The sequence below is a fragment of the Planktotalea sp. genome (genome assembly GCF_018607965.1).
Classification (GTDB): Bacteria; Pseudomonadota; Alphaproteobacteria; order Rhodobacterales; family Rhodobacteraceae; genus Planktotalea.
Genome location: NZ_JABBAM010000059.1, coordinates 18,663 through 44,053, shown reverse-complemented (window position 1 = coordinate 44,053; position 25,391 = coordinate 18,663). Strand labels below are relative to the sequence as shown.

The window sequence follows — 25,391 nt, the reverse complement described above, 5'->3', positions numbered from 1 at the left end:
ATGAACCCCTTGCGCGATGCCCCAAGAAGCAATCCACATCCCAATCCATGAAACAACGACAATCCGCGTATTAGCGCCAGATTATGCGCTTGGGTTTTACCAAACCCAAGCCCGGGGTCGACTATGATTTTTTCACGCTTAAGCCCATGGCGGATCGCTGTCCTAATTTGCTGATCGAGAAAATCATACACATCGAGTAACACATCTGCATAGTGCGCAGATGCTTGCATATTTTCTGGTATCCCTTGCGCGTGCATCAAACAAACCGGAGCCGATACCGCGCCGCAAAACGGGCCCAAATCAGGATCAAATTTGAAGCCCGACACATCATTCACAATGTTTGCGCCAGCATCCAGTGCCGCCTGTGCGACGCGTGCCTTGCGCGTATCAATTGAAATCGGGGTATCTAACTTTTTGCGGATTGCTTCGATCACTGGAACAGTGCGCGCGATTTCTGCCTCATAGGTCACCTCAAGAGCACCCGGACGTGTACTTTCACCACCGATATCAAGCAGATGCGCACCGTCTTGCACCATTTTTTCAGCGGCCCGCAACGCGCGCGTGGGTGAGCTGTGCAGTCCGCCATCTGAAAAGCTGTCTGGCGTGACATTCACGATCCCCATGATCACGGGTTTAGACAGATTTAACCCAGCAAGTGCTGCGCGCGGTGCAGATACGGTTTGTTGCCATGCAACAGGCGCCTCTTGCGCAGAAATTATACGGGGTGGCGACGTTCTGGATAGGTATTCAACATGCGTAAACCAGCTTTGGGTCCCCGCAAGTGACAGCGCACCTTCGGGTCGAGCAATGCCTGTTTGTGCAAGAGGTCTAAAGTAGTCCATAGTCGCCAATCTTCGCTTGATCAGCGGCGTGTGTGCGGTTCGAAATAGTGCTAATTCGCGTGAAAGATCCGCCGATTGTCAGCAGTTCTAGCGCGTTTATTTGCCCCGCAAACCAATCCGCCAGAGCAAGTGGATCCCCAACCAAAGCAATCGGGCTTTCGACTGCATCCATCACAAATTTTGACGGGGCCCAGATACTGATTTGATTGTTCTTTGTTGCCCAATCCAATTCTGTTCGCGTACCAACGACCGCACAGCGTGGTTCACGCGCCACAAGCGCCCACGCGTTTTGCTCGATTGATAACAATTCAACATGAGCGTGCGCGAGTGATCCGGGATCGCAGACAGGCTTTTGCACCGCGGCAGGTACACACAAAATCAAAGGCGCGCTCAAAGCGCTCAATTGGTCGATCCAACCTGACAAATGCGCACTTTTCATTGCATCCTGACTAAGTGCCGCGACGCGCGCGCGCTCTATGCCTTTTTTATCTTTCAAAGGCACAGCAACATCATCCAGCGTGCGCACAATTTCGACCCCAAGCGCTCCGCCCCCACGGTCCAACTTCTCAATGCGCACAAACACACGTATAGCCTGAGGCTCGGTCAGAATTCGATCGGCGACACGCTCTGCCAAAGTTTCGAGCAAATTTAACCGCTCAGCTGCGAGTTCTATATCAATTGCTTCGGTTACGCTGTCATAGGACAGGATCAAATCGACATCATCGTCCAGCTCTTTTGAGGCGTGACGCACTTCAACAACGATATTGAAACTTATCCTTTGCGTCATGTCGCGTTCGGCTTGGAACGCCCCGATTTCAACGGCGACAACATGGTCACGCAAAGAAATACGATCCAGCAGCGCGCCATCGCCACTCACCTTGGATCGCTCCAAAGGATGCGCAAAGGCTTGGTTAATCTCATCGATCATGGGGGTTACTCCGCAGATAGCACTTAAATGCCACTTAGCGGGCTACTTGTTTGTGACTGAATTCATGGGCCCGTTCAAGACGCTCTTAGTTGCGAACAACACGCGTGGGCTGGCGGTAAAAGTGATGCACACCAATCGTTGCCGTGCGTGGGAAAACACGGCTCCAATTGGGGCTAACAGCTTTAGTATGATAATGTGTCGCGCCCTTTGTCAATTTTTTGGGCATATCCAACAGCATCAACTTGGCGATTTTACGAAGACGCGCATACGTTGCTTTTTCGTTAATCTTTTCGGCGATGCCATCGCACGTGTATGTGAATTGGCACGCAAACTTGCGCCCTGTTCCTTGGTTAATCACACCACAAACACTGTCAGGATAACGCGAGCTGGCAACACGGTTCATGATCACTTCTGCCACTGCAAATTGACCTTTGACCGTTTCACCACGCGCCTCGAAATATAACGCCTCGGAAAGACAGGTCAGCGATTTTCCACCACTCGCTGCAGGAAGACCGTCAAGGAAACTACGGGTATATTCTACCGAGCCAACCTTGCCCGTACTTACGCGGCGAAAAAGGGAATCTACGCGCGTCTTTGAGAGCTTCGCCAAAGTCGCTTCGTCCTTGCGGATCATAGAAGCCAGGTCACCCGAAACAGCTTCAGCTGTCACTGATTGCGCCAATACCATGGCGATAAATACAAAGATCAGGTGTTTCATACGTCTCACAGGCGCAATTTCTACTACGCGCTACCTAACACCAATTTCCAAAAAATCCACCCCAGTCGATTTTGCGCGTTGCATGACGCAGTGCAAGCTTGGCAAAGTAACAATGATCTTCAATATCTTGTAGCCCATTCTTCGATCACTACATGACCTTGTCTAAAATCGCGAGCTGTGCCGCGGCCAGACGTGCAACGGGAACACGGAAGGGCGAGCAAGAAACATAGTCAAATCCCGCCGCACGACAAAACGCTATCGATTCGGGGTTTCCCCCGTGTTCACCACACATTGCGAGTGTTAGATCGGGACGCACCGCGCGGCCACGTTTGGCACCAAGAATTAGCAATTCTCCAACACCATCCACATCAAGCGTATGAAACGGATCCTCATGGAAGACACCTTGGGCGACGTATTCACTCATAAATCTGCCCGCATCGTCGCGAGATAGTCCATAGGTCATTTGTGTCAGGTCGTTCGTTCCAAAACTCAGGAACATAGCATTTTGTGCAATCTCCTCCGCGCGCAATGCAGCGCGCGGTGTTTCGACCATAACACCCAATTTGTATCCAAAGTTCGCACCGGTTTCGGCGCGCACTGCGGCAGCGACGATATCAATCCGCATCTTCACCAGCTCAACTTCGCGTTTTGCAGACACGAGAGGGATCATAATTTCGGGCACAATCGGTGCGCCACTCGCCTCTGCATCAATGGCCGCTTCAAAGATTGCACGCACCTGCATATCATATATTTCCGGAACAGTGATCCCTAGACGTACGCCACGCATGCCCAGCATAGGATTGTATTCCCCCATTGCTTCGACACGGCGCGTTACCTCCGACAAAGGCAGATCCAGCGCTTCGGCCAGCGCGCGGTGACCTGCGTGATCTGAGGGCAAAAATTCATGCAAAGGCGGATCAAGTAATCGAATACAAACCGGCAAACCCGACATCGTCCGAAAGAGTTCTGTAAAATCAGCGCGCTGAACGGGTAACAATCGCTCCAGTGCGGCACGTCGATCTTCACTGCTTTGCGCAAAAATCATTTCACGCATAACCGTCAGGCGGTCATCTTCAAAGAACATATGTTCCGTGCGACACAAGCCGATGCCTTGCGCGAGGAATTTTTTAGCGGTTGCTGCATCTGCAGGCGTGTCGGCATTGGCGCGAATACCAATGTCACGTTCTTCGTCTGCCCAACTTAGAAACGTCTGGAATGCATCGTCTAGCGTTGCTTCCAATAGAGTAACGCTGCCAGCGAGAATTTCACCATGGGTTCCATCGATCGTTATGACATCGCCCTCGCCAAACTCTCGCCCATCTGGAGCAGTCAGCAATTTCTGGCGGACTTGAAACCGCATTTCAGTGGCCCCCACCACACAGGGCAAACCGATGCCACGGCCAATGACTGCGGCATGGGACGTCATGCCCCCACGTTCAGTCAGAACCGCATTTGCAGCATGCATACCGCGAATATCCTCTGGGGATGTCTCTCGACGCACAAGAACACAGGCCTCCCCCCTTGCCGAGTACGCCTGTGCATCCACCGCAGAAAATACAATTTTGCCCGTCGCAGCGCCTGGGCTGGCAGCAACACCTCGTCCAGCGACATCGCGCGGCAGGGTTCGGTCGACCTGTTTATGCAGCAATTCATTCAACGCCGATGGTGGTACGCGCATCAACGCCTCTTGACGGGTGATGATTTCATCCTCAGCCAAACGCACAGCAATCCGAACCGCAGCTCGGCTCGTGCGCGTTACGCGAACACCATCCAGCAAATGCACGCGCCCGTCTTCGACAACAAACTCAACCTGCATTTCTTCACGCAACTTCGTCCGCATAAGTGTGGCACAAGCGATCAATTTGGTAAATGCGTCCGGTGCTAGTTCCTCTAGCGACGGACCACGTGGGTCACGTTCAAGGAACAACGCTTCTGCACCGCCGTCCAAAGCGTCGCGCCCTTGGCTTTGGCTCAAGTAACGCCCTGTCAGCTGCATAAGGCCAGTTTCTTGATCAACAAGATGCAACACGCCCGAACCACACTCGCCCCGCCCAAACCCAAGCGCCATAGATTGCACAACAAGCCCCAGACCCGCATCCGCAGGCGCACCTTTCGCTTGTCGCAACAAACGCGCCGATGTGCCGTCCCAAGCGCGCGCCATCGAACGCAAAACTTCGCCCAATTGAACTGCCGGGTCCTGCGGAAACGGCTCATCCGTTTCTTCTTCGTATGCACGCAAGGCCGCAACCAACGACGCCTGCCCTTCCGTACCAATTTCATCAAAAACATCCGGATCAAGACGCGCAACTAATATCGCATAAGAATGAACAAACCGTGCATACAATGACGCCGCAGCCTCAAGTCCCAGCCGTGCACTAAAATCAGCGCAACGCGCATCATTCATACCGATGTTCAAAATCGCACTGGGGCCGCCCCAATCTGGATCCTCAGATGATGGACGTACACACAGCAACTCACCTGCCTCAAAAGGCGACAGCAAAAGACCCATATCCGGCATTTCGCCGCGTCCGATATTATGAACAGCCTCAAAAGACAAACCAACCGTGCGCGGCACCGGTAACTCAAGGCGCACCAGACGCTGCAAACACTTTGTACGCCCGCCATGGGTCGTCACATGCACAGGCGCGTCTGCTGTAATCAAAGTTGTATGCGGATTATTCTGCACTGCGGCACCCCTTTAGGTTACGCGCAGCATAGACCCCAATTCAAATGGTGCAAGCGCAGCAATTTCGCCACCCTTCCCCTTTCAAAAAATATCCCCGCCGGAGGCATCCGCCTGCCCCTAAAGGCAGGCTGAAAAAGCGCGCGAAGCGCTCAATCCCTTATCCTTCAACGCGCGTCAGATCAGCAACCGACCTGACAAGTTTGCGAATATCGCTGAGCAAGTTCAAACGATTCCGGCGCACAGTCGTGTTGTCAGAATTCACCTGCACCGCGTCAAAGAATGCATCAATCGGCGCACGCAAGGCCGCCATAACTGTCATCGCGGCTGCAAAATCCTCGGACTCTAAAGCCGCTTCAATGCTCGGCCCCTCAGACGCCAAAGACGCGAACAACGCACGTTCTTCGTCGGTTTCGGCAAACTTCACATCCGCGCCGTAAGAATACTCGACCCCGTCTTTTTCTTCTTCTTTGGACAGAATGTTGTTGGCCCGCTTAAATCCTTGCAACAGGTTGGTGCCATCCTCCGTCTTCATAAACGCCTCAAGCGCAATCGCACGCTTCACAAGCATTGCCAGATCGTCATTGCCGTCCATCGCAATGCACGCATCAATCACATCATGGCGCACGCCTTGGTCGCGAAGATAGACTTTGAGGCGGTCGTGGAAGAAGGATAGGAGATCAACAGCGTTTGCGCGCTCATCAGCTCTGGACAAAACGCTTGAGAGCCTCAAATTCAGATCATTCTCCAACACCAACCGAATAACGCCAAGCGCAGCACGTCTCAACGCAAACGGATCTTTCGACCCTGTTGGCTTCTCATCAATCGCCCAGAATCCAGTCAGCGTATCAATCTTGTCCGCCAACGACACCGCAACCGATACCGGCGCAGTTGGTACGGCGTCCGATGGACCCAAAGGCGCGTAGTGCTCTTCAGCCGCTGCAGCAACAGCCACTGTTTCACCTGCCGTTTCAGCATAATATCGGCCCATCAAGCCCTGCAATTCAGGGAATTCGTAGACCATTTCAGACGACAAATCCGCTTTCGCCAAACGCGCGGCGCGCTCGGCCTCGTCCGGCTCAGCACCAACAACAGGTGCCAGCTCACGTGCCAAAGCGGCGATGCGATCAATACGCTCGGCTTGTGTTCCCAGCTTGTTGTGGAAGGTCACGTTAGACAGCGCAGAGGTCCACGCCGTCATATCCGACTTGGCAGTACGCAGATCGTTTTCCCAAAAAAACTTCGCATCCGACAAACGCGCGAACAGGACCTTTTGATTGCCCGCGAGAATAGTCGCCCCGTTGTCCGCCGTTTCACGGTTCGCAACCGTGATGAAGCGTTCGATCAAACCCGACTTCGGGTTCTTTACTGAGAAAAACTTCTGATGTTCTTTCATGGATGTTTGCAGCACTTCTGGCGGCAAGCCCAAGAAATCTGGTGCAATCTCGCCCATTAAGACCACGGGCCACTCAACCAATCCCGCGACTTCGCGCAAAAGACCCGCGTCCTCAACAACCTCAAGTCCGTTTGCAAAGGCTTGGTTTTTAGCATCTTCCCAAATTGCATCCACACGCTCACCCGCGCTCAGCACAACAAATGCGCGTTTTAGTTGGGCCTCATAGTCTTCAAAACTGTTCACAGTGATCTGTTTCGGGGCCATAAATCGATGGCCATGGGTGGTCTTGCCAGAGGTAATTCCGTCCACGTCCAAGGGCACGACTTCGCTACCCGCTTCATCATTCAAAACACACAAGATCGAATGCAAAGGACGCACCCAGCGCAAAGAACCCGCACCCCAGCGCATGGATTTTGGCCAAGGGAACGTGCGGATCGTCTTTTCCAGCACGTCTGCAATGATTGCAGCCGCAGGGCGGCCGGGCTTTTCGATCGACGCAAAATAGATCGCGCCTTTTGGCGTGTCGCGTTCTTCCAATTGATCTCGGGTCAGACCCGCACCGCGCAGGAACCCCTCAATCGCTTTGTCTGGCGCGCCAACTTTGGGGCCTTTGCGTTCCTCAAACACAGTCGGGCTGTCGGCCAGCAGACCTTCAACTGTCAGGCACAAACGACGCGGCGTCGAAAACGCGGCCGCAGAGGCATAGGTCAAACCCGCCTCAACCATGCCGTCGGTCATCATCTTTTTCAGGTCATCCGCCGCCTTGCCTTGCATGCGCGCTGGAATTTCCTCGGAAAACAGTTCGATTAGCAGATCAGGCATCAGTTATTTCCCTCAATATCGTCACGGGGCGGGCAAGACTCGCCTGTGGGCGAGCCGTCGTAGGCTTTTGCGCCGCAGTCATTCAATTCATGCCAGATGTAACCGCGTCCGTCCTCGGTGACCGCCACAACGCGGTCGACACCGTATGCGATGTTCTTTTCAGAAAGAAAGGTCAGCGCAGTCCCCACATTGAGCTCAGCGCCAATCGCGTCTGCGTCAAAGCAATCAAACCAAGCCGGCGCGATGCGCGGTTGCGCGTTTTCAACAGGTACATAGGTTTCTGTCAAAAGCGAATGGTTCATGTCAGTGGTGAAACACGCGCGGTAGCGAATGGGCGAACTGTCCGCATCGATGGCTTGGAAATTCTCGTATAGGATCGGTTCCAGCTCACCTGACACGAAGCTGACCAAATGCACGTCGTCGCCCGTTGCGACAATCTCGTCATAAAATGCGTAGACCTGTAAATAATACATGGCCCCGCCTGCTAGAAGCGCTGATAACACGGTAAACCCCGCTAAAAACTGACCTAATCTCATTGAACAAACCCACCTGCGTCGGTCTGCACGAACGCATCTGCACAGGCTTTGGCGAGCGTGCGTACACGTCCGATGTAGGCTTGGCGTTCCGTCACAGAAATCACGCCGCGTGCATCGAGCAGGTTAAAGATGTGGCTGGCCTTGATGCATTGATCGTAGGCTGGATGCGCCATAATGATGCGTTTGCCTATCTTTGGATCATCGTGTTCTTGGCTCAGAATGCTCGCACATTCGGCTTCGGCTTCTTCAAAGTGACGCAGCAGGACGTCGGTGTTCGCCACATCGAAATTCCAACGCGCGTATTCTTCTTCTGTCTGCTTGAACACGTCACCATAGCTAAGCGCAATTGGTGATTGCGGATCGTTGTAGGGCATGTCCATCACGTGATCGGAGTTCAAAATATACATCGCAAGACGTTCCAGACCGTACGTCAATTCGCCTGCAACAGGCGCGCAATCATGGCCACCTACCTGCTGAAAATATGTAAACTGACTGACTTCCATACCGTCACACCAAACTTCCCAGCCAAGACCCCACGCGCCAAGCGTCGGGCTTTCCCAATCATCCTCAACGAAGCGGATGTCGTGCATGCCCATGTCGACGCCAATCGCTTCAAGCGAGCCGAGGTAGAGCGCCTGCAAATCGGGTGGGCTGGGTTTGATCACGACCTGGTACTGATAGTAGTGCTGAAGTCGGTTCGGGTTCTCGCCGTAGCGTCCATCCGTGGGGCGGCGCGAGGGTTGAACATAGGCCGCGGCCCAAGGTTTGGACCCAAGCGAACGCAAAGTCGTCGCAGGGTGAAATGTACCCGCGCCCACTTCCATGTCATAGGGCTGCATGATCGCGCAGCCATGCTTGGCCCAATAGGCCTGCAAACGCAGAATAATCTCTTGAAATGATTTAGGTTTTTCTAAGCTCATCGCACTCGCCGCCAATTGCCGCACGCGCATTGCATGCCTTTGCGCCTGATTAGCCTTTGCGCCACGAAGGGTCAATCAATCAAGATGTCGCGTCGATCACAGATAAGTTGCGCAATATGCTGTGGACTATTGCCACAAAATTGCCGAAAACCGCTCGTAAGATGCACCAATTCCACGGCTACCTGTTCGTGTGCAACGTCATTGACCGTTCAGCAGTTCGATTTACGAGGCCTTTTAGTATGAAACGCATCTTCCTAACCTTCACTTTGATCATTCTTGCGATGCTTCGTCCTGCATTCGCACAAGACGCCGCATGGGTGCAAATCGAAGCCCAGCCCAGTTTGAACGCTGCGGAAGCGCGCGCACGCGCGTACGGGGCCGCTCTTCCTGATGTGAATGGCTTTTCATTAGGCGGTGGTTGGTACGCAGTCGCGCTTGGACCCTACTCAGGCGAGGACGCCGAAACAGTCCTACGCGGATACCGTAACGAAGGCCGCATTCCACGCGACAGTTTCATCGCCTTCTCTGCGTCTTTCCGTCAGCAATTCTGGCCAGTGGGTGCAAACCTGCTGGACGTAACGCCTTTGGCCCCAGACCTTCCAGCCCAAGAGCCTGCTGAAGTCGTTGCACAAGCGCCCGCTGTGGTCGAACCAGCACCCGTTCTTGAAGCCCCCGATGAAACCCCACGTGAAGCCCGCGCAAGCGAGGCCGCTTTGAGCCGTGATGAGAAGAAAGACCTGCAAGTCGCTCTAGAGTGGGCAGGCTTTTACAATGCCGCCATCGACGGTTCTTTCGGTCGCGGCACACGCAATTCCATGTCCGCATGGCAAGAGGCAAACAACTTTGAACCCACTGGCATTCTGACTACCAATCAACGGGTCGCACTGTTCAAGCAATTCAACGCGGTTTTGGACGGCATGGATATGCGTATCGTGGAAGACGCCGACGCGGGGATCGAAATCGTACTGCCGATGGGTGCTGTGAAATTTGATCGCTACGAATCCCCATTCTCGCATTTTGAAAGTACGGGCAAAGTTGAGGGTGCAAAGGTCGCTTTGATCAGCCAAGCCGGCGATCAGAACACTCTTTTTGGTCTGTATGATATCCTACAAACGTTAGAGATCGTCCCGCTTGATGGCGCACGTAAGCGTCGCAAAAACGACTTTACGCTTGTGGGCGAAAACGAAACCTTCATTTCCCACACAGAGGTCAGCCTGAAAGACGGTCACGTTAAGGGCTTTATGCTCACGTGGCCCGTTGGTGATGAGGAACGCCGCACGCGGATCTTGGGTGAAATACGCGCCAACTTTACGCGCCTTGGCGGTGTTTTGGATGTCACGGCGGGTATGGATGAAACCCAGCGTCTTGATCTGGTGTCTGGCCTGAAAATTCGCACACCGAAGCTGTCGCGTAGTGGGTTCTTTGTGACCTCTGCTGGCATAGCCTTAACCACGTTGGAAGCGGTTCAGTCATGTACACGCATCACGATTGATGGCGACTACGACGCAAAGGTTACGGCAACCGACGACGCCAATGGCCTTGCACTGATCTCGCCAAATGAGGCCCTCGCGCCATCTGGTGTTGCCAGCTTTAGCGCCGGCTCTCCCCGTTTGAAAACCGAAATTGCTGTCGCAGGCTATCCGTTTGAAGGCGCGCTGAACGCACCCACGTTGACCTACGGTATGCTCGCAGATCTGCGCGGCCTTGGCGGTGAAACAACATTGAACCGCTTGGAAATGAACGCCATGTCAGGTGATGTGGGTGGTCCTGTCCTGAACAAATCCGGCGCGATTATCGGCATGTTGGCACCCAAGGAAATGAAAGGGCGCACGTTGCCTGCGGGCGTTGGGTTTTCCATTCCAAACGACGTGATCGCTGCCTTGCTTTCAGGCGCAGGCGTAAGCGCTAAAACGGCGCAACCTAGCCCCTCAATCGCAGCAGAGGACTTGGTCAGCATCGCAGCAGACATGACCGTTTTGATTAGCTGCTGGGAATAACGCCTAACCGTTCAAAATATCTGGCGTCACATGAATAAGCGTTGGTCCATCGTGGATCAGCGCTTTTTTCACGACACGCGCAAGGGCCTCTAGAGAATTCGGGCGCGCACTGGCTGCCCCGTATGCTTCGGCCAGTTTGCAGAAATCAGGGTTTTGCGCGACAACCGCATTTGGCGCGATCTGGCTGCGCACCATAGAGTCTTCGATCTCTTTCAGCTTACCGTTGTCCCAAAGGATGATCGGCAGGCACAGGTTCAGCTCTACAGCCACACCCAATTCTTGCAGGGTATACTGAAACCCATAGTCCCCTGCGATTGCGATCGTTGGCTGATCTCCAACACCGATCTTGCCACCAATCGCAGCAGGCAACGCATAGCCAAGCGTGCCAAATCCGAACGGGTGATGCCAATGCGCAGGGTGCGCCATGTCCCAAACTTCTTTGGCCACATAGGCAAATTGGGTCATGTCGGAATAGATCATGGTGTCATCAGGCAAGGCTGCGCGAAGTGCGTCACAAATTGGCACAATTCCCGGGCGCTCCGCATCCGTTTGCGCGCGCCATTGCGCACACTTTTGCGACACCATTTTAGCATCCCAGCACGGGGCACGATCATTGACGCGCGCGGGGATCGCGATGGCCATCGCGCGCAAGAAGACCTCTGCATCACCGTGGATCAAAAGATCACCCGCTTTGCCCTGCGCCAACACGCTTGGATCAAGATCAACGCGGATCATCGGACAAGAATGGCCCAGATCGTCGCGCCAAAGATCGACCTCAGCCAGTTCCGTTCCAACTGCAATCACAAGATCAGCCTGCGCAAAAATATCTGCCGTTTCACCCCGCGCAAGCGTGGAGCCAAAATTTAACGGCGTTTCCAGCGGAACCACGCCGCGCCCCGCGTATGTGGTGAAACTGGCAGCACCCGTCATGCGCAGCAAATCACCAACGACCTCTGCGCCCACGACAGCGCCGCCGCCGAAAACAAATATTGGTTTTTGGGCAGCAAGCGTCAAAGCCACCGCCTTGTACATCTGCTCAAGCGGCGCTTGCGGTTTGACTGTGACAGGCAAAGGCAACGCAGCAGGTTCTGCCAAAGATCCACCCAAAGCAATCGGCACTTGCAGATGTTTTGGCCGTGCCCGTGCGCTTGAAAATTCACTAAACGCACGATCCACCAGGGCATAGGCAGCACGCGCGCTGCGCGCTTCTTCAGACCAATCGCAAACCGTGCGCGCAGCAGCGGCTTGATCCAGCATCTGGTGCAACTGTCCGCGTTTCGCCGCTGTTTCATTCAAGCACGAAGAGATCGCCAGAATTGGCACGCTATCAGAATAGGCCTGCCCCAGCGCGGTCATCGCGTTGCAAAGGCCCGGCCCCGTGATGACATAAGCCAGCCCAGGCTTACCGGTCGCGCGCGCATACCCATCGGCCATGAACGCGGCACCTTGTTCGTGGCGCGCCAAAACATGGGTCAATCCCGCCTCTTCAATCCCGCGATACATTTCGACGTTATGCACGCCGGGGATGCCGAAGATCACCTCGACACCGCGCGCTTTTAGCATGTGCGAAATTTGTGCACCTAGGGGTCGCTGGGTCATATTAGCCTCTCCAAAATCCAACCGTCAGAATGGCGTAAACAGCCATCAATTCCAAACGCCCGATCAACATACCCGCGGCCAAAAGCCATTTGGCTGCATCGTTCAATCCACCGTAGTTGCCCGCTGGTCCAATCTCTGGCCCAAGGCCCGGACCAATGTTGGCCAAAGCCGCGGACGCACCCGAAAGCGCCGTGATCATATCAAGCCCCGTCATGCTAAGCACAACCGCGAGCAGACCCATGGTCACGACGAAGAAAACGAAGAACGACATGACAGAACTAAGAACATCTTCGCTGACTGTGCGGCCCTCATAGCGGGGGCTGAATACGCCGTTGGGTGAATGAATGCGGCGCATCTGGGTGCGGATGGAGGCGAACAAAAGCTGGTAGCGGAATATCTTGATCGAACAGGCCGTCGATCCCGCACAGCCGCCTATCAGACCCGCAAAGAAGAACAGCGCAACAAGAAAAGAGCCCCAAAGCATGTAGTTCGCGCTGGCGTACCCCGTGCCTGACACAATGGAGATGATGTTGAACAGTGCTGTTCTGAACGCGGGTTCAAACGCACGATCTTGGACCAGTGCAAGAACACCTGCACACAAGATCACAAGCACCCCGATTGTCATCAAGAACCCACGTACCTGCGCGTCACGAAACACGGCCGTTTGGTTGCCGTTCAACAATTGCACGTAGCGCACGAACGGAAGTGCGGCGAGGACCATAAACACAGCAGCGACGTACTCAATCGGGCCAGAAAACGCGCCAAATGAAGCGTCGTAATTCGCAAAACCACCCGTCGCAACGGTCGTCATCGAATGCACACTTGCATCAAAAGCGTTCATGCCAAACAGCATATACGTGACCGCGCAGATCAACGTTATACCAACGTAAATGTAGGAAATTTGAGTAGCGATTGCAGTGGCGCGGGGCAAGATTTTGCCCATCGTATCAAAGCCTTCCACACGGAAGATCTGCATACCACCAACGCGCAGCTCGGGTAAAAACACCATCGCGACGACAATGATACCGACACCACCCAACCATTGCATAAGCCCACGCCAGAGCAAGAGACCCTTAGGCAATGTGTCCAAACCACTGATCACCGTAGAGCCTGTGGTCGTTAGGCCTGACATCGCTTCAAAGAATGCATCGACAAAACGCAGCTCGGTCGCACCAAAAATAAAGGGAAGTGCGCCAAACACCGGCAATGCAAGCCAAACACCAGTCGTTAAAAGAAAGGTTTGCTGAATGCTCAAGCCCTCTTTCACACCGTTAGCGCATGCGAGGGCGATAAGGCCTCCGACAAGACCTGTGATTAGTGCACTTTGTAAGAAAACGGGCCAGTGGCCACGACCCTCGGCCAAATCGACGAGAAGGGGCAGCAACATGGCCACCCCTAACATCATGACCAAAAGGCCGATTACATATCCAACAGGGCGCAGGTCCAGCATAGGACGAAGGCTTGTCGCGAAGCTTTGCGGCTGTCAAGCACAGACGCGCCGCTTAATCCCGCGGGATGCGTTTTTAGAAGCTGTAGAGATCTCGGAAGACGTGACGCGCGATGTCTTCGCGGCGCAGGCCGATCTTTGCGAGCTTGTCGTCACTCATGCTGTTGTAGTGCTCGAACTCAGAAGAGCGCATGCGCCCTTCAATCATGCTGTTGAATGCACTTTTGAAGCCTGCGCCAATGCGCTGCAAGATGCCGGAAGACTGTGGTGCGGTATAATCAAGAATTGCCATTTGGTGTACCTCTTACTATGAATACGTGTCTCTAATGAACCTAGCACCTAGGCTAACGTATTATAAGATCAGGGGAATTGTTTATTCTGCATTGCAGCAATGCGTCTGCGGCATTGCTGACGTATGGGCAAGCCTTATCCGACGTGGAACAATGTGCTGAACAGCTTGGGATCAAGACTGGTCGCAGCAAAGCTTGGCCCTTCGGTCAAAACGCTGACTGCGTCATGGCTGTGCAGGCTCTCTTGATGGGACGCGACAACGCGGAAATCACCGATACGTTCATCATGCAAAAGCTGTTCACAAAACAGGCGTGCGGCGTCTTCTACAAAGATCGGGTTCGCCGCGTTCAGCTCTGCAAAGGCTTGTTCGTCTTCGCGTTTCACCATGACTTGGGTTTCGGTTGGAACGGCCATGCGGCAATGATCAATAAGGTCTTCGAACCACAGAATTTGTTTGCCAATCAGCTCTACAGAAATGCGCGCGACAGAACGTTGCGAATGTGGTGTGGCCAACTGCCCGCGTTCACGGCGTGCATGTTCGCTGAGTTCCAACGAACAAGGACAGGTTGACGAATACACGTAATCCACATGCATGAACTTTTGGCGCACGCCGTTCTGTTCGGCCAGTTCCAAAGCGATGTCGTAATACTGATACCCCGACAGGCCAGACCGCAGGCTTTCGATTTTCACGGGGAAGGAAAACCGCATCTGTAGGCGTGCATCAAAGCTCTCAAGGTCGGACTTATAATCATCCAGTGCTTCTTCGATCACATCAAAACTAAACGTTTCTTCGGCGCGGCGATAAAAGGTGCGCATAATGCGCGACATGTTAATGCCCTTCTTGTCCGCCTCTAGGCTGACTGTGCCCGTGACCGAGGTCTCAAGCGATAGGTCTCCACCATGTTTCGTGTGAAAGCGGATAGGCAGGCGGAAATTCGAAATGCCTACGTGCTGGATCATTTGCTGTGACCCACGGATCAGCGAAGCGGGCCCATTCTGCAAGTCAGGCAAAGTCGCCTTGTAGGCTGGGGTACTTTTAAAATCATCGGGGTAATCACTGCGCAACTCGGGATATTCATTACCGCCCAGCAACGCACGCAGCTTTGGATCAAGCGCGTTGATTTCGTCCGCACTTGCCTTGCTTGCCCATGCCTTCAAGGTTTTCAAAGTCGCAAGCGCGTCATCCGTGCTTGCCGTCTCATCTGTGACCGCTGTTTGCATATTCATTTCCGGCCCCCCAAGAGCACTGTGTGGGTCCATGTATAAACGCACGCGCTGATTTTCCTATGCTTTAAAACATGTGACCCCACCAAAAGGCGAAGCGATACGGCTCAAATGCGACAGCTCGGGTCGAAATCAGCATTGCCTTTCTACACCGCCCCCGCAACACTGTTGAAATACTTGGGAGCTCTACCGAAATGCACAATATTCTTGATCTCGATCTCTATCCGCTCGACCAGCCAGAAAGCCCTGCGTATGCCGCCCTTGTGAAACGCTGTCAGGCCGATCTTGAAGCCGATGGAATGTTCAATCTTGAAGGCTTTATGCGCCCTGCGCCGATATCTGCGACACTGGACTACACGCTGCCCAAGTTCGACACAGAAGCGTTTCGCCATGAACGTAAGCACAACATCTATTTCAAGAAATCCATCGCTGATGTACCGGATGATTCTCCGCTTTATTCTGAGTTTTCAACATCGAACCTGACGCTGTGTGGTGACCAAGTGGCCGGTACGCCTGTCAGCCAGCTCTACGAATGGCAGCCCTTCATCGACTTTCTTTCTGCCGTGATGCAGCGCCCTGCCCTTTATCCAATGGCCGATCCGCTGGCGTGTTTGAACGTGATGGCATATCGCGACGGACAGGGTTTGAATTGGCATTTCGATCGCTCTGAATTCACGACAACATTGTTGCTGCAAGCCCCGATCAAGGGCAGCACATTCCTCTATCGCACGGACCTGCGCAGCCAAGACGACCCTAACTATGAGGGCGTCGCAAAGCTAGTGCGCGGGGAAGATCCTGACGTGCGCTCACTTGATGCGGCAGCTGGAACCTTGAACGTCTTTCGCGGCGTGAACACCCCCCACTGCGTGACACCTGCCGAGGGCGCGCGCCCCCGCATTGTGACGGTTCTGACTTATTACGAAACGCCGGGTGCTGTGTTTACCAAAGAAGAGCGCCTTGGATTTTACGGACGCACGTCCTAGGTCAAGCGTGATCTAGCGCCTGCAAGATATCGCCGATCAGATCGTCGGTATCTTCAATGCCAAGGCTAAGCCGGATCAAACCGGGCGTTATACCCAGCATTTTTTTCTGCTCCTCCGGCAAGCGTTGATGCGTGGTCTGCGCGGGCGGTGTTGCGATGGTTTTCGCGTCGCCAAGATTGTTTGAAATCAAAGCGATTTTTAAGGCATTCAGCACGCAAAACGCCGCCTCTTTTCCGCCTTTCACATCCATCGCCAACATCGTGCCACCATTACCCATTTGGCGCATGACCAATTCATGCTGCGGGTGGCTCGCGTGGCCTGGATAAATCAAACGCGCCAATTTGGGGTGACCCACCAAAGCCTCTGCCAGCTTCGCCGCCGTTGCAGATTGTGCGCGCACACGCAGGTCCATTGTTTCCAAACCCTTGAGCATGATCCACGCCGTAAACGGGCTCATTGAGCCGCCGGTGTGCTTCATGTAGGCTTCTACTTTTCCGCGTATTAAATCCTGTGGACCAAGAATAATGCCGCCCAACGCGCGACCCTGTCCGTCGATGTGTTTTGTTGCGGAATACACAACGATATCAACACCCTGTTCTACTGCTTTGGAATAGGTCGGCGTCGCAAAGACGTTGTCCGCGACAACCAATGCGCCAACAGCGTGCGCCATTTCGCTGACGGCTTGGATGTCGACGACTTCCAATGCAGGATTGGACATTGTTTCAAAGAACACCAGAACGGTGTCGTCACGGATCGCAGACTTCCAAGCACTAAGATCTGTGCCATCTACCAAGGTCACGTCGATCCCGAAACGCGGCAGAATTTCATCAAGGATATACAGGCACGACCCAAACAATGCGCGTGATGCAACCACGTGATCCCCAGCTTTCAAGAAAGACATCAACGCGCCGTTCACAGCAGCCATGCCAGAGGCCGTTGCAAAACCGTCTTCACAGCCCTCAATCGCGGCCATGCGTTCTTCGAACATTGCGACCGTAGGATTGCCGTAACGTGCGTATATAAATTCGTCTGGTTCGGACTTGATAAAGCGTGCTTCGGCTTGCTCGGCTGTGTCGTAGACAAAGCCTTGTGTCATAAAGATCGCTTCGCTAACCTCGCCCCATTGGCTACGTTTGACGCCACTGTGAACTAATTTTGTACGTGTGTTCCACTCTTCGCTCATGTCGTTCTCCATGCGCGGGGCCCTGCCCCACGAAAAAACCCCGATGCGGTCAAGCAAACGGGGATCCCGAACACTGACCTTTTAGCGGCATATTTAAAGTGGCCCACAATCCGGTATCAAATCGCCACATGGTCTAATTAAGGCTGCGCGTTCAGGGCGTCAACGCGGATTTCACCTACTCTTCGATTTCCATGTATTTCTGAAGGGCTGCAAATTGCGCCCAAAGGAAGCCGAACAGCAGAATTGGAAAGCCAAAGGTTTCGATTTTCACCCACGCGTCCGTGGACATTGTGCGCCAGATCAGTTCATTGCCCACTGCAAGTGCGCCAAACATCATAGTTAGGCGACGGGTCAGGATCATCCAGCCTTCTTGCGCCATCGGAAGCGCGTCAGAAAGCACATAAGCAAGATAACTTTTGCCACGTACAAGGCCGATTCCTAGGATCACCGCAAAGAAACCATAGACCAGTGTCGTCTTCATTTTGAAGAAGCGTTCATCGTTGAAATAGGCCGTAAGGCCACCGAAAAAGATCACCATGAACGCTGTGAATGCTTGCATACGGCTTAGCTTACCCGTAAGAAACCAAAGCACGCCCATTGCGATCAAAAGGATCGGCACAAAGGCGACTGTAGCTGTAATGAACCCGGAATATTCAGTTCCAAAAACCATATATGTGTTGTCGCGCATCCGGAGGTAGAGCAGAAAAAACACGAGTGTGGGGCCCAGTTCAAGCACCTGCTTCAAGATCGGGTTGATGGTCTTTTCGTCAGCCATGTTCGGCTCCTTCTTGGCGCTCAGCCAGCAAATTCTACGATCACAGCGCCGAGCGCGATGAGTGCCATGAGGGCGATGCGTCTTGGGCCGACTGTTTCTTTCAAAACCAGCCAACCGATCAGGGCCGCGAAAACCGTTGATGTTTCGCGCAAAATGGCGGCTTCGCCGACCTTGTCAAGGCGCGTTGCCAGCATAATTGAGCCAAATGAGGCAAATGCGATTAAACCGCCTGTAATCCCACGCAAGGCAAGCGGTGGCAACGCGGGTGGGTTTTGCATGCGACGATAGTGGAGATACGCAATTGGCGGGATCGCGATCCCATCAATAAAGAAAAACCATGCAAGAAATGTGAACGGGTCAGCCGTCGCACGAATGCCGTAAGCGTCGTATGTCGTGTAAAACGCCACGAAGAGGCCCGTCGCGACGGCCAGCCACAATGCAGGGACCAATGTCGCGCGATCTCTCACGAGGTAGAAATAGTTGTAGGCCGCAAGTCCGAAGATGCCGCACAGCAGGACAAGAACGCCGAACCATTGGACGGCATTGAACGTTTCGCCGAAAATCAGATACGCGCCAAAGACCGCAAACAATGGCCCCGTCCCGCGCACGACCGGGTAGACAACAGTGTAGGCGCCCTTGGTATATGCGAACGCTTGGAGCAGTTTGTAGCCAAGATGGATGAAGAATGCGCCAGCAAAGATTGGCCACATGTGCGGTTCAGGCCACGGCACCACAAAGAACGCGATGGGAGCTGCCATAATGCAATAACTGGCGTCAATCGCGCCGCGTGATAGCCATGGATCATGGCGCCCCTTTTGGAGCGCACCGAAGACCGCATGAAGGAAGGCCGCACTGAGTGCGAGCACAAGAGCGACGTCATGGCCCGCTTCTGTTCCCTCGAGTGAGATGAGCCAGTCAGACAGGCTCATGTCTGACGTGCTGGGGGCCAGCCCCCGCCGCGCTTTGCGCGTCTCCCCCGAAGTTTAATTGGAAAGATGAAGGTCAAAGAGTGCGGCCTGTGAGGGCGTTTGCGAAGTCTTGGGGATCGAAGGCATCGAGATCGTCAATTTGTTCGCCGACACCGATGGCATGGATTGGAAGACCGAATTTATCCGCAAGTGCGACCAGCACACCACCTTTTGCCGTGCCATCTAGTTTAGTCATGACAAGACCTGAAACATCCGCGAGTTTTTGGAAGGTTTCCACTTGGTTCAGCGCGTTCTGTCCCGTAGTCGCATCGAGCACGAGCAATGTGTTATGCGGCGCGCTTGGGTCTTTCTTGCGGATAACGCGCACAATTTTGGAGAGCTCTTCCATCAGGTCAGCGCGGTTTTGTAGACGGCCAGCGGTGTCGATCATCAAAAGATCTGCGCCATCTGCTTCGGCCTTGGTCATTGCATCAAACGCAAGGCTGGCAGGATCAGAGCCTTCGGGCGCAGTAAGGACTGGAACGCCCGCACGATCGCCCCAGACTTGGAGTTGTTCCACCGCAGCTGCGCGGAACGTGTCCCCCGCTGCGATCACAACGTGCTTGCCTGCCGCTTTGAATTGGCTGGCAAGTTTGCCGATTGTTGTTGTCTTGCCCGAGCCGTTGACACCAACAACCAGCACAACCTGTGGTTTTTTGGGATAGATCGGCAGCGGTTTTGCAACGGGTTCCATGATTCGCGCGATTTCTGTGGCAAGCAGGTCTTTGATTTCATCCGTGGACAATTTTCGCCCCATGCGCCCTTCGGCCATGTTCGCTGTGACGCGCAGCGCTGTATCGACGCCCATATCTGAACTGATGAGCAGCTCTTCAAGTTGTTCGAGCATGTCGTCGTCAAGCACACGTCGCGTGACCGCCTTGGGTGTTGCGCGGCCCATAAGACGTCCCAAAAGACCGCTTTTGGGAGCGAGAGTGGGCTCGGGTTCAGCAGCAGGTGCGACTTCAACCTTCAGCGTCGGCATGACCGCAACTGGCTCTGGCTCTGGCTCTGGCTCTGGCTCTGGCTCTGGCTCTGGAGTTATCTCAGCGAACTCAACGGTATTCAACACGGGTTCGGATGACGCTTCATCGTCTTGCACGACCGTGTCAACTTCACCACCCTCTTCAATAATCGCATCTAAACCCTTTTCGAGCTTGGAGGACGACTTGAACAATTTGTCTTTAAGCTTCTTGAAAAACGCCATGCGCAAAACTCCACTAGTGACCTCCACCTAAAGATGAATGGCGTGATTTGAAAGGGTTGGCCGGTTGAATTCAAAACCAAAGCGGGCCATTGTTGAAAATACACCCCCCCCTAAGGTGCTGCTATGCGAACGCCTATTACCTTGCTTTTCATTTTGATTAGCGCGCCTGCGCTTTCGGGAGCTCCTTTATCTGGAGAGGCCTTCAACGATTATACATTGGGCAAAACCTTGTACTTTAGCGAAGCGGGGCAAGCCTACGGTGCCGAGCGGTATTTGCCCAATCGTCGTGTGGAATGGTCTTTTCTGGACGGTGATTGCAAAGAAGGCGAGTGGTATGCGCAAGATAAAGCAATTTGCTTCGTGTACGAAGATCGCCCCGAGCCACAGTGTTGGCAGTTCGAGTTAACGGCGCGTGGTTTGCGTGCAACCTTCATGGACGATGGCCAAAGCACGGACCTTTATGAAGCCCAGCAATCTGACGAGCCGATGCATTGTATCGGGCCTGAAATTGGCGTATGAAATGAAAGTATCTTGCAAAATTACGATTATGCAAAACCAATGTGTATTTTTGGGTTCCTGCTTTTAAGGCTTTGTTAGTAAACATTTTCTCAAATGAATTATTTACTTAGGCTAATTGTATCATATGAGACTATATACATGTTTAGATTGCGTCCACATACTGCGGTTTGGAACTAAGCGTTGTGGACGTTGCTACACGTACACTCCATTTTACAACCGTCGGTTAACATACTTACCAGCAATCCTGGGAATCGGTGTCGCACTTTATCTGATCGCGTGATTCTGGTAAAAGCCTGAAAAAGTTAACAAAATGTTAATATTGCCTTAAAATAAATTGCCTTGGTCATCCACGGGCATTGTTTTCGCCTTAGGTTTGCTTGTACTTTTGTTTCCAATATCAAGCGTTCCATCACCAAATTCGATTTCCAACGTAGCGTGGGACTTGGCAGTTTTGCGGCTGGTCAGGACATTCCCATCGCTGCTGCGAACCACTGCATATCCGCGATCCAGCGTAGCCTTATATCCAAGCGTCAAACGTAGGCGTTCCAGCGCAAGAAGCTTGTTGAAGTGTCGCGTTTGTTGCGCATCTGCGGCTTGCTTGAAACGTTTGAGCAAGGCACTTAGATCCTGTGAACGACGATCAATCTGCGGTGTCAGAGAGAGGCTATCAAAGCGCGGTAATAGACGGTCAAGATCGGTTTTCGAGGTATTGAGGCGACGCTCCAAAGCGGGGCCAAGACGCTGGCTACGATCCCGCGTGCGGTCCTTTGCGCCTTGGATCGTACGAGCAAGCAAGGACGGGCGTAACGCACCCGCGGCTTCGCTGAGCGCCGTCCGACCACGGTTCACGCGCGCGTTGAGCGCGCTCGGTAAACGCGCGGATGCCAGATCAAGGCGCTGTTGAGCATGTGCAGTTAGCGTATCTGTTCGCGGCAAAGCGCGGCTGAGATCGCGTAGTTTTTCTCCACGGTAGTTCAGCGTTGCGCGCATCGCTGATATGCGACGGCTTTCGGTTTCTTCAAGGCGCGCAAGCAGTTCGGCGCGCACGGGAACAGCGCGCTCTGCGGCCGCTGTCGGTGTGGGGGCACGGTGATCAGAGGCAAAATCTATCAACGTCGTATCTGTTTCATGGCCGACCGCTGATATCAGCGGAATGTCAGAGGCTGCAGCAGCGCGCGCGACGATCTCTTCGTTAAAGCCCCAAAGATCCTCGATAGATCCACCACCGCGCGCAACAATAATTAAATCAGGGCGCGGCAAAGCACCACCAGCCGAAAACCCGTTGAAGCCCTCAATCGCACGGGTAACTTCACGTGCGCAGCGTTCGCCTTGGACAGCCACAGGCCAGATCAGCACTTTACGCGGGAAACGATCGCGCAATCGATGAAGAATATCACGAATAACCGCCCCTGTGGGCGAGGTGATTACGCCAATCACTTCGGGCAAATATGGAATGTCTTGCCTACGCTCAGGATCAAACAGGCCCTCGCCAGCCAGCTTTTTTTTGCGCTTTTCCAGCATCGCCATCAGCGCGCCTTCGCCCGCAACGGCCACATCTTGCACGTTCATCTGATACTTGGACTGGCCCGGAAACGTAGTTAAACGCCCCGTTGCGATGATTTCCATTCCTTCTTCAGGCATGACAGTCAGCTTGGCCGCCTGCCCTTTCCACGCCGTACAGCCCAGAACAGAGCGATCATCTTTGATGTCGAAATACAAATGCCCTGAACGCGCATGCACAACGCGCCCGACTTCACCGCGAATCCGAACGTGATCAAACGTACCCTCAATCGTGCGCTTAACCGCGCTTGATATCTCAGAAACCGTAAATTCAGGCTCGTTTGCCCCCTCGCGGGGATCATCTATCAGATCAGACATAGCGCCTCGCTTGTGCATCGCTTTGCACCAGATTAGAACGCGCCAAGCAGAAGGCCAAGGCGTCACATACACGGAGTTCCAAATGAATATTCTTATCCTCGGTGGCGGCGGGCGCGAACATGCGTTGGCTTGGGCGGTTATACAGAACCCGAAATGCGACAAATTGATTGTGTCCCCCGGAAATGCGGGCATCGCCAAAATCGCCGATTGTGCGACCATGGATATCGAAGACAGCGCTGTTGTGATCGAATTTGCACAGGCCGAAGCGATTGATTTCGTAATAATTGGCCCCGAAGCACCGCTGGCAGCTGGCGTTTCTGACGATTTGCGCAGTGCCGGTTTTTTAGTATTTGGTCCGTCCAGAGCCGCGTCCCAGCTGGAAGCCTCCAAAGCCTTTACCAAAGAAATTTGCGATGCGGCCAACGCGCCAACAGCGGGCTATGGGCATTTCACCGATGCACAGGCCGCCAAAGACTATATCCGCACAAATGGCGCGCCGATTGTTGTGAAGGCGGATGGTTTGGCCGCAGGCAAAGGCGTTGTGGTTGCTATGGATGAGGCCGAAGCGCTTGAGGCCGTTGACTATATGTTTGGCGGCGCATTCGGTGATGCGGGCGCGGAAGTTGTGATCGAAGAATTTATGGACGGCGAAGAAGCGTCGTTCTTCGTTCTGTGTGACGGCGAAAACGTGCTGCCTATCGGGACTGCGCAGGATCACAAGCGCGTAGGTGAAGGTGACACCGGCCCCAACACAGGCGGCATGGGCGCGTACTCTCCCGCCCCCGTTTTGACAGACGCGATTGCGGATCGTGCCCTGAATGAGATCGTAAAGCCGTGTATGGCTGAAATGGTGAAACGCGGCACACCTTATCAAGGCGTGTTATATGCGGGCCTTATGATTAAAGACGGCGTCCCTCGTTTGGTGGAATACAACGTACGCTTTGGTGATCCAGAGTGCCAGGTTTTGATGATGCGCCTTGGTGGGCAAGCCTTGGATTTACTGCAAGCCGCCGCTGAGGAACGCTTGGCAGACACCAAAGTGAACTGGGCTGATGACCATGCATTGACGGTTGTTATGGCGGCGAACGGGTATCCAGGGTCTTATGCAAAAGGCTCTGTCATCAACGGCTTAGATGGTTGCGCCGATGACAGTTTCAACGTTGTGTTCCATGCTGGTACAACTAAAAACGACGGTGCAATCACGGCTACAGGTGGACGCGTTTTAAACGTGACTGCCCGCGGTGCGACATTGGCAGAAGCCCACAAACGCGCCTACGACATGGTTGACGCCATTGATTGGCCAGATGGATTTTATCGCAAGGACATTGGGTGGCGCGCTTTGTAAAAGCGCACCGTTCGCTTATTTATGGGCACGTCGATGCGCGCTGTTTTAGACGTGCAGACGAAAATGGACCATCGTCTGTCGTGGTGATTTGTCCTGATTCAAATTGCGAAACCATGACACGGCTCCAATTCGCATTCGCGGTTACGATCTGCGGTACGCCGCCAGCGCAACTTAAAACGCCCCCAGAAATAAAATCCTCACCAATTTTGTGATTTGTGAGGCCAGCTTGGTCCGCCAGATGCGTCAATGTCCCGTTCAGAAAACGCCAAATGCGCAGCGTTTTAGCCAGATGCGGACGGTCAATATATGCGATCTCAATCGCACCGTCCCCGTCCAAATCAGCCGCGCCAAGCGGGGCAAGCCAGCGGTTTGAGCGACCAATATACGGCGTCGCCGCAACAAGGCCTTTCTCATCATAAATCCCAAGCCGTGCTCCTTGGATCATGCTAGGTTCGACAACAATAACTTAATTATCGCCATCAAGATCGACATCAACAAGGCGTGGGGCAAGATCTTCGAAGACGCGCATTTCGGGCAAGCGCAATGTCACCTTTTGGCCAGAGTCTGTCGTAATCTCTAACGCACCAAATTCTATGGCATCTCCTAGAATACCATGGGGATAACGCGTTGTTGGCTCTGTGTATTTCGCATCTGCAACGCCCGCAAAAGTGGGCGCTGCTAAACTAGTGGCGATCAGAAAAAACGCGGCAAAGCGCATTAAATTTGCTTTTCAGGCATTTGGACAATCAGCCCCTCAAGCGCATCCGTCACTTTAAGCTGGCACGTAAGGCGCGATCGCGTCTCGTCAGGCTCGAATGCGAAATCAAGCATGTCGACTTCCATGTCATCCTTGGCTGGCAGCTTTTCCGTCCAGTCGGGATGCACATAAACGTGGCAGGTTGAACATGCACATGCGCCACCGCAATCCGCCTCGATACCCGGAATATTATTGTCGCGCGCGCCTTCCATGACGGTCATGCCATTCGCAACATCTACAACATGCTCTTTGCCGCTGTGTTCTACATAAGTGATCTTAGTCATTTTCAATCCTACCGTTTGTTTGACAAATACCTAGCCTCGCTACGCCCCGCGTTCCAGCCCCATTTACGCCAACGTGATGTCCATTCGCCCCA

At 53.7% G+C, this 25,391-nt stretch carries 23 protein-coding genes and 1 riboswitch; of the genes, 4 read left to right on the top strand and 19 right to left on the bottom strand.

From position 1 onward, the window contains the following. From folP to QZ279_RS05495, 7 genes are all read right to left on the bottom strand, one after another. On the bottom strand, nucleotides 1-842 hold an 842-nt coding region (folP, locus tag QZ279_RS05525), incomplete at its 3' end, for a dihydropteroate synthase (protein ID WP_293449034.1). Next, on the bottom strand, nucleotides 829-1,770 hold the full coding sequence (locus QZ279_RS05520) for a dihydroneopterin aldolase (protein ID WP_293449031.1): 942 nt from the start codon (nucleotides 1,768-1,770) through the stop codon (nucleotides 829-831). The genes QZ279_RS05520 and folP, both read right to left, overlap by 14 nt. An 85-nt stretch (nucleotides 1,771-1,855) precedes the next feature. Beyond that, nucleotides 1,856-2,488: a cell wall hydrolase gene (locus QZ279_RS05515; protein ID WP_293449028.1), complete on the bottom strand. Its 633-nt coding sequence runs from the start codon at nucleotides 2,486-2,488 to the stop codon at nucleotides 1,856-1,858. A gap of 148 nt (nucleotides 2,489-2,636) precedes the next feature. Further along, nucleotides 2,637-5,174 (bottom strand): putative PEP-binding protein, encoded by a 2,538-nt coding sequence (locus QZ279_RS05510; protein ID WP_293449025.1) that lies wholly within the window; start codon nucleotides 5,172-5,174, stop codon nucleotides 2,637-2,639. Nucleotides 5,175-5,331: 157 nt separating this feature from the next. After that, nucleotides 5,332-7,389, bottom strand: coding sequence for a glycine--tRNA ligase subunit beta (glyS, locus tag QZ279_RS05505; RefSeq protein ID WP_293449022.1), 2,058 nt, complete (start codon nucleotides 7,387-7,389; stop codon nucleotides 5,332-5,334). Then, on the bottom strand, nucleotides 7,389-7,862 hold the full coding sequence (locus QZ279_RS05500) for a DUF6446 family protein (protein ID WP_293449019.1): 474 nt from the start codon (nucleotides 7,860-7,862) through the stop codon (nucleotides 7,389-7,391). Before QZ279_RS05500 ends, glyS begins: the two co-directional genes overlap by 1 nt. A 59-nt stretch (nucleotides 7,863-7,921) precedes the next feature. Further along, nucleotides 7,922-8,845, bottom strand: a complete 924-nt coding sequence (locus tag QZ279_RS05495) for a glycine--tRNA ligase subunit alpha (protein WP_293449016.1) — start codon at nucleotides 8,843-8,845, stop codon at nucleotides 7,922-7,924. A 239-nt stretch (nucleotides 8,846-9,084) separates the two neighbouring features. Between QZ279_RS05495 and QZ279_RS05490 the strand changes: the two genes are divergently transcribed. Continuing rightward, a complete protein-coding gene (locus QZ279_RS05490) occupies nucleotides 9,085-10,842 on the top strand; it encodes a serine protease (RefSeq protein ID WP_293449014.1) in 1,758 nt (585 codons plus the stop codon). A 3-nt stretch (nucleotides 10,843-10,845) separates the two neighbouring features. On the opposite strand, the gene QZ279_RS05485 is transcribed toward QZ279_RS05490, so the two are convergent. The 4 genes from QZ279_RS05485 to folE2 all read right to left on the bottom strand — a co-directional run bounded on the left by QZ279_RS05485 (nucleotide 10,846) and on the right by folE2 (nucleotide 15,406). Continuing rightward, nucleotides 10,846-12,441 (bottom strand): thiamine pyrophosphate-binding protein, encoded by a 1,596-nt coding sequence (locus tag QZ279_RS05485; RefSeq protein ID WP_293449012.1) that lies wholly within the window; start codon nucleotides 12,439-12,441, stop codon nucleotides 10,846-10,848. A gap of 1 nt (nucleotide 12,442) precedes the next feature. Continuing rightward, nucleotides 12,443-13,891: a TrkH family potassium uptake protein gene (locus tag QZ279_RS05480; protein ID WP_293449009.1), complete on the bottom strand. Its 1,449-nt coding sequence runs from the start codon at nucleotides 13,889-13,891 to the stop codon at nucleotides 12,443-12,445. A 73-nt stretch (nucleotides 13,892-13,964) separates the two neighbouring features. After that, a complete protein-coding gene (locus QZ279_RS05475) occupies nucleotides 13,965-14,180 on the bottom strand; it encodes a DUF1127 domain-containing protein (RefSeq protein ID WP_293449006.1) in 216 nt (71 codons plus the stop codon). Between the two features lie 134 nt (nucleotides 14,181-14,314). After that, nucleotides 14,315-15,406 (bottom strand): GTP cyclohydrolase FolE2, encoded by a 1,092-nt coding sequence (gene folE2, locus QZ279_RS05470; protein ID WP_293449004.1) that lies wholly within the window; start codon nucleotides 15,404-15,406, stop codon nucleotides 14,315-14,317. 191 nt (nucleotides 15,407-15,597) lie between these two features. Between folE2 and QZ279_RS05465 the strand changes: the two genes are divergently transcribed. After that, nucleotides 15,598-16,386, top strand: coding sequence for a 2OG-Fe(II) oxygenase (locus tag QZ279_RS05465; RefSeq protein WP_293449002.1), 789 nt, complete (start codon nucleotides 15,598-15,600; stop codon nucleotides 16,384-16,386). 1 nt (nucleotide 16,387) lies between these two features. On the opposite strand, the gene metZ is transcribed toward QZ279_RS05465, so the two are convergent. The 4 genes from metZ to ftsY form a co-directional block, all read right to left on the bottom strand. After that, nucleotides 16,388-17,569 (bottom strand): O-succinylhomoserine sulfhydrylase, encoded by a 1,182-nt coding sequence (gene metZ, locus QZ279_RS05460; protein ID WP_293449000.1) that lies wholly within the window; start codon nucleotides 17,567-17,569, stop codon nucleotides 16,388-16,390. A 61-nt stretch (nucleotides 17,570-17,630) separates the two neighbouring features. After that, a riboswitch (SAM riboswitch) is annotated at nucleotides 17,631-17,707 on the bottom strand. 37 nt (nucleotides 17,708-17,744) lie between these two features. Continuing rightward, nucleotides 17,745-18,344: an inner membrane-spanning protein YciB gene (locus tag QZ279_RS05455; protein ID WP_293448998.1), complete on the bottom strand. Its 600-nt coding sequence runs from the start codon at nucleotides 18,342-18,344 to the stop codon at nucleotides 17,745-17,747. A 20-nt stretch (nucleotides 18,345-18,364) separates the two neighbouring features. Beyond that, complete coding sequence (locus tag QZ279_RS05450; protein WP_293449041.1) at nucleotides 18,365-19,267, bottom strand: EamA family transporter; 903 nt, start codon at nucleotides 19,265-19,267, stop codon at nucleotides 18,365-18,367. A 79-nt stretch (nucleotides 19,268-19,346) separates the two neighbouring features. Next, complete coding sequence (gene ftsY / locus QZ279_RS05445; protein ID WP_293448996.1) at nucleotides 19,347-20,516, bottom strand: signal recognition particle-docking protein FtsY; 1,170 nt, start codon at nucleotides 20,514-20,516, stop codon at nucleotides 19,347-19,349. Nucleotides 20,517-20,639: 123 nt separating this feature from the next. On the opposite strand from ftsY, the gene QZ279_RS05440 reads away from it, so the two are divergent. Then, a complete protein-coding gene (locus QZ279_RS05440) occupies nucleotides 20,640-21,035 on the top strand; it encodes a hypothetical protein (RefSeq protein ID WP_293448993.1) in 396 nt (131 codons plus the stop codon). 324 nt (nucleotides 21,036-21,359) lie between these two features. Here the strand turns inward: QZ279_RS05440 and xseA are convergent, their stop codons facing one another. Beyond that, nucleotides 21,360-22,913, bottom strand: a complete 1,554-nt coding sequence (gene xseA / locus QZ279_RS05435) for an exodeoxyribonuclease VII large subunit (RefSeq protein ID WP_293448990.1) — start codon at nucleotides 22,911-22,913, stop codon at nucleotides 21,360-21,362. 82 nt (nucleotides 22,914-22,995) lie between these two features. On the opposite strand from xseA, the gene purD reads away from it, so the two are divergent. Beyond that, entirely contained in the window at nucleotides 22,996-24,258 is a 1,263-nt protein-coding gene (purD, locus tag QZ279_RS05430) for a phosphoribosylamine--glycine ligase (protein WP_293448987.1), read from the top strand. A gap of 19 nt (nucleotides 24,259-24,277) precedes the next feature. Here purD and QZ279_RS15675 read toward each other — a convergent pair whose 3' ends face one another. Genes QZ279_RS15675 through QZ279_RS05420 form a run of 3 tightly spaced genes read right to left on the bottom strand, consistent with a single transcriptional unit; the run spans nucleotide 24,278 to nucleotide 25,299 of the window. After that, nucleotides 24,278-24,703, bottom strand: coding sequence for a hypothetical protein (locus QZ279_RS15675; RefSeq protein WP_366513873.1), 426 nt, complete (start codon nucleotides 24,701-24,703; stop codon nucleotides 24,278-24,280). A gap of 21 nt (nucleotides 24,704-24,724) precedes the next feature. Continuing rightward, nucleotides 24,725-24,976 (bottom strand): hypothetical protein, encoded by a 252-nt coding sequence (locus tag QZ279_RS15670; protein ID WP_366513872.1) that lies wholly within the window; start codon nucleotides 24,974-24,976, stop codon nucleotides 24,725-24,727. Beyond that, entirely contained in the window at nucleotides 24,976-25,299 is a 324-nt protein-coding gene (locus QZ279_RS05420; RefSeq protein WP_293448984.1) for a 2Fe-2S iron-sulfur cluster-binding protein, read from the bottom strand. The genes QZ279_RS15670 and QZ279_RS05420 overlap by 1 nt, the downstream gene beginning before the upstream one ends. Nucleotides 25,300-25,391: the final 92 nt, after the last annotated feature.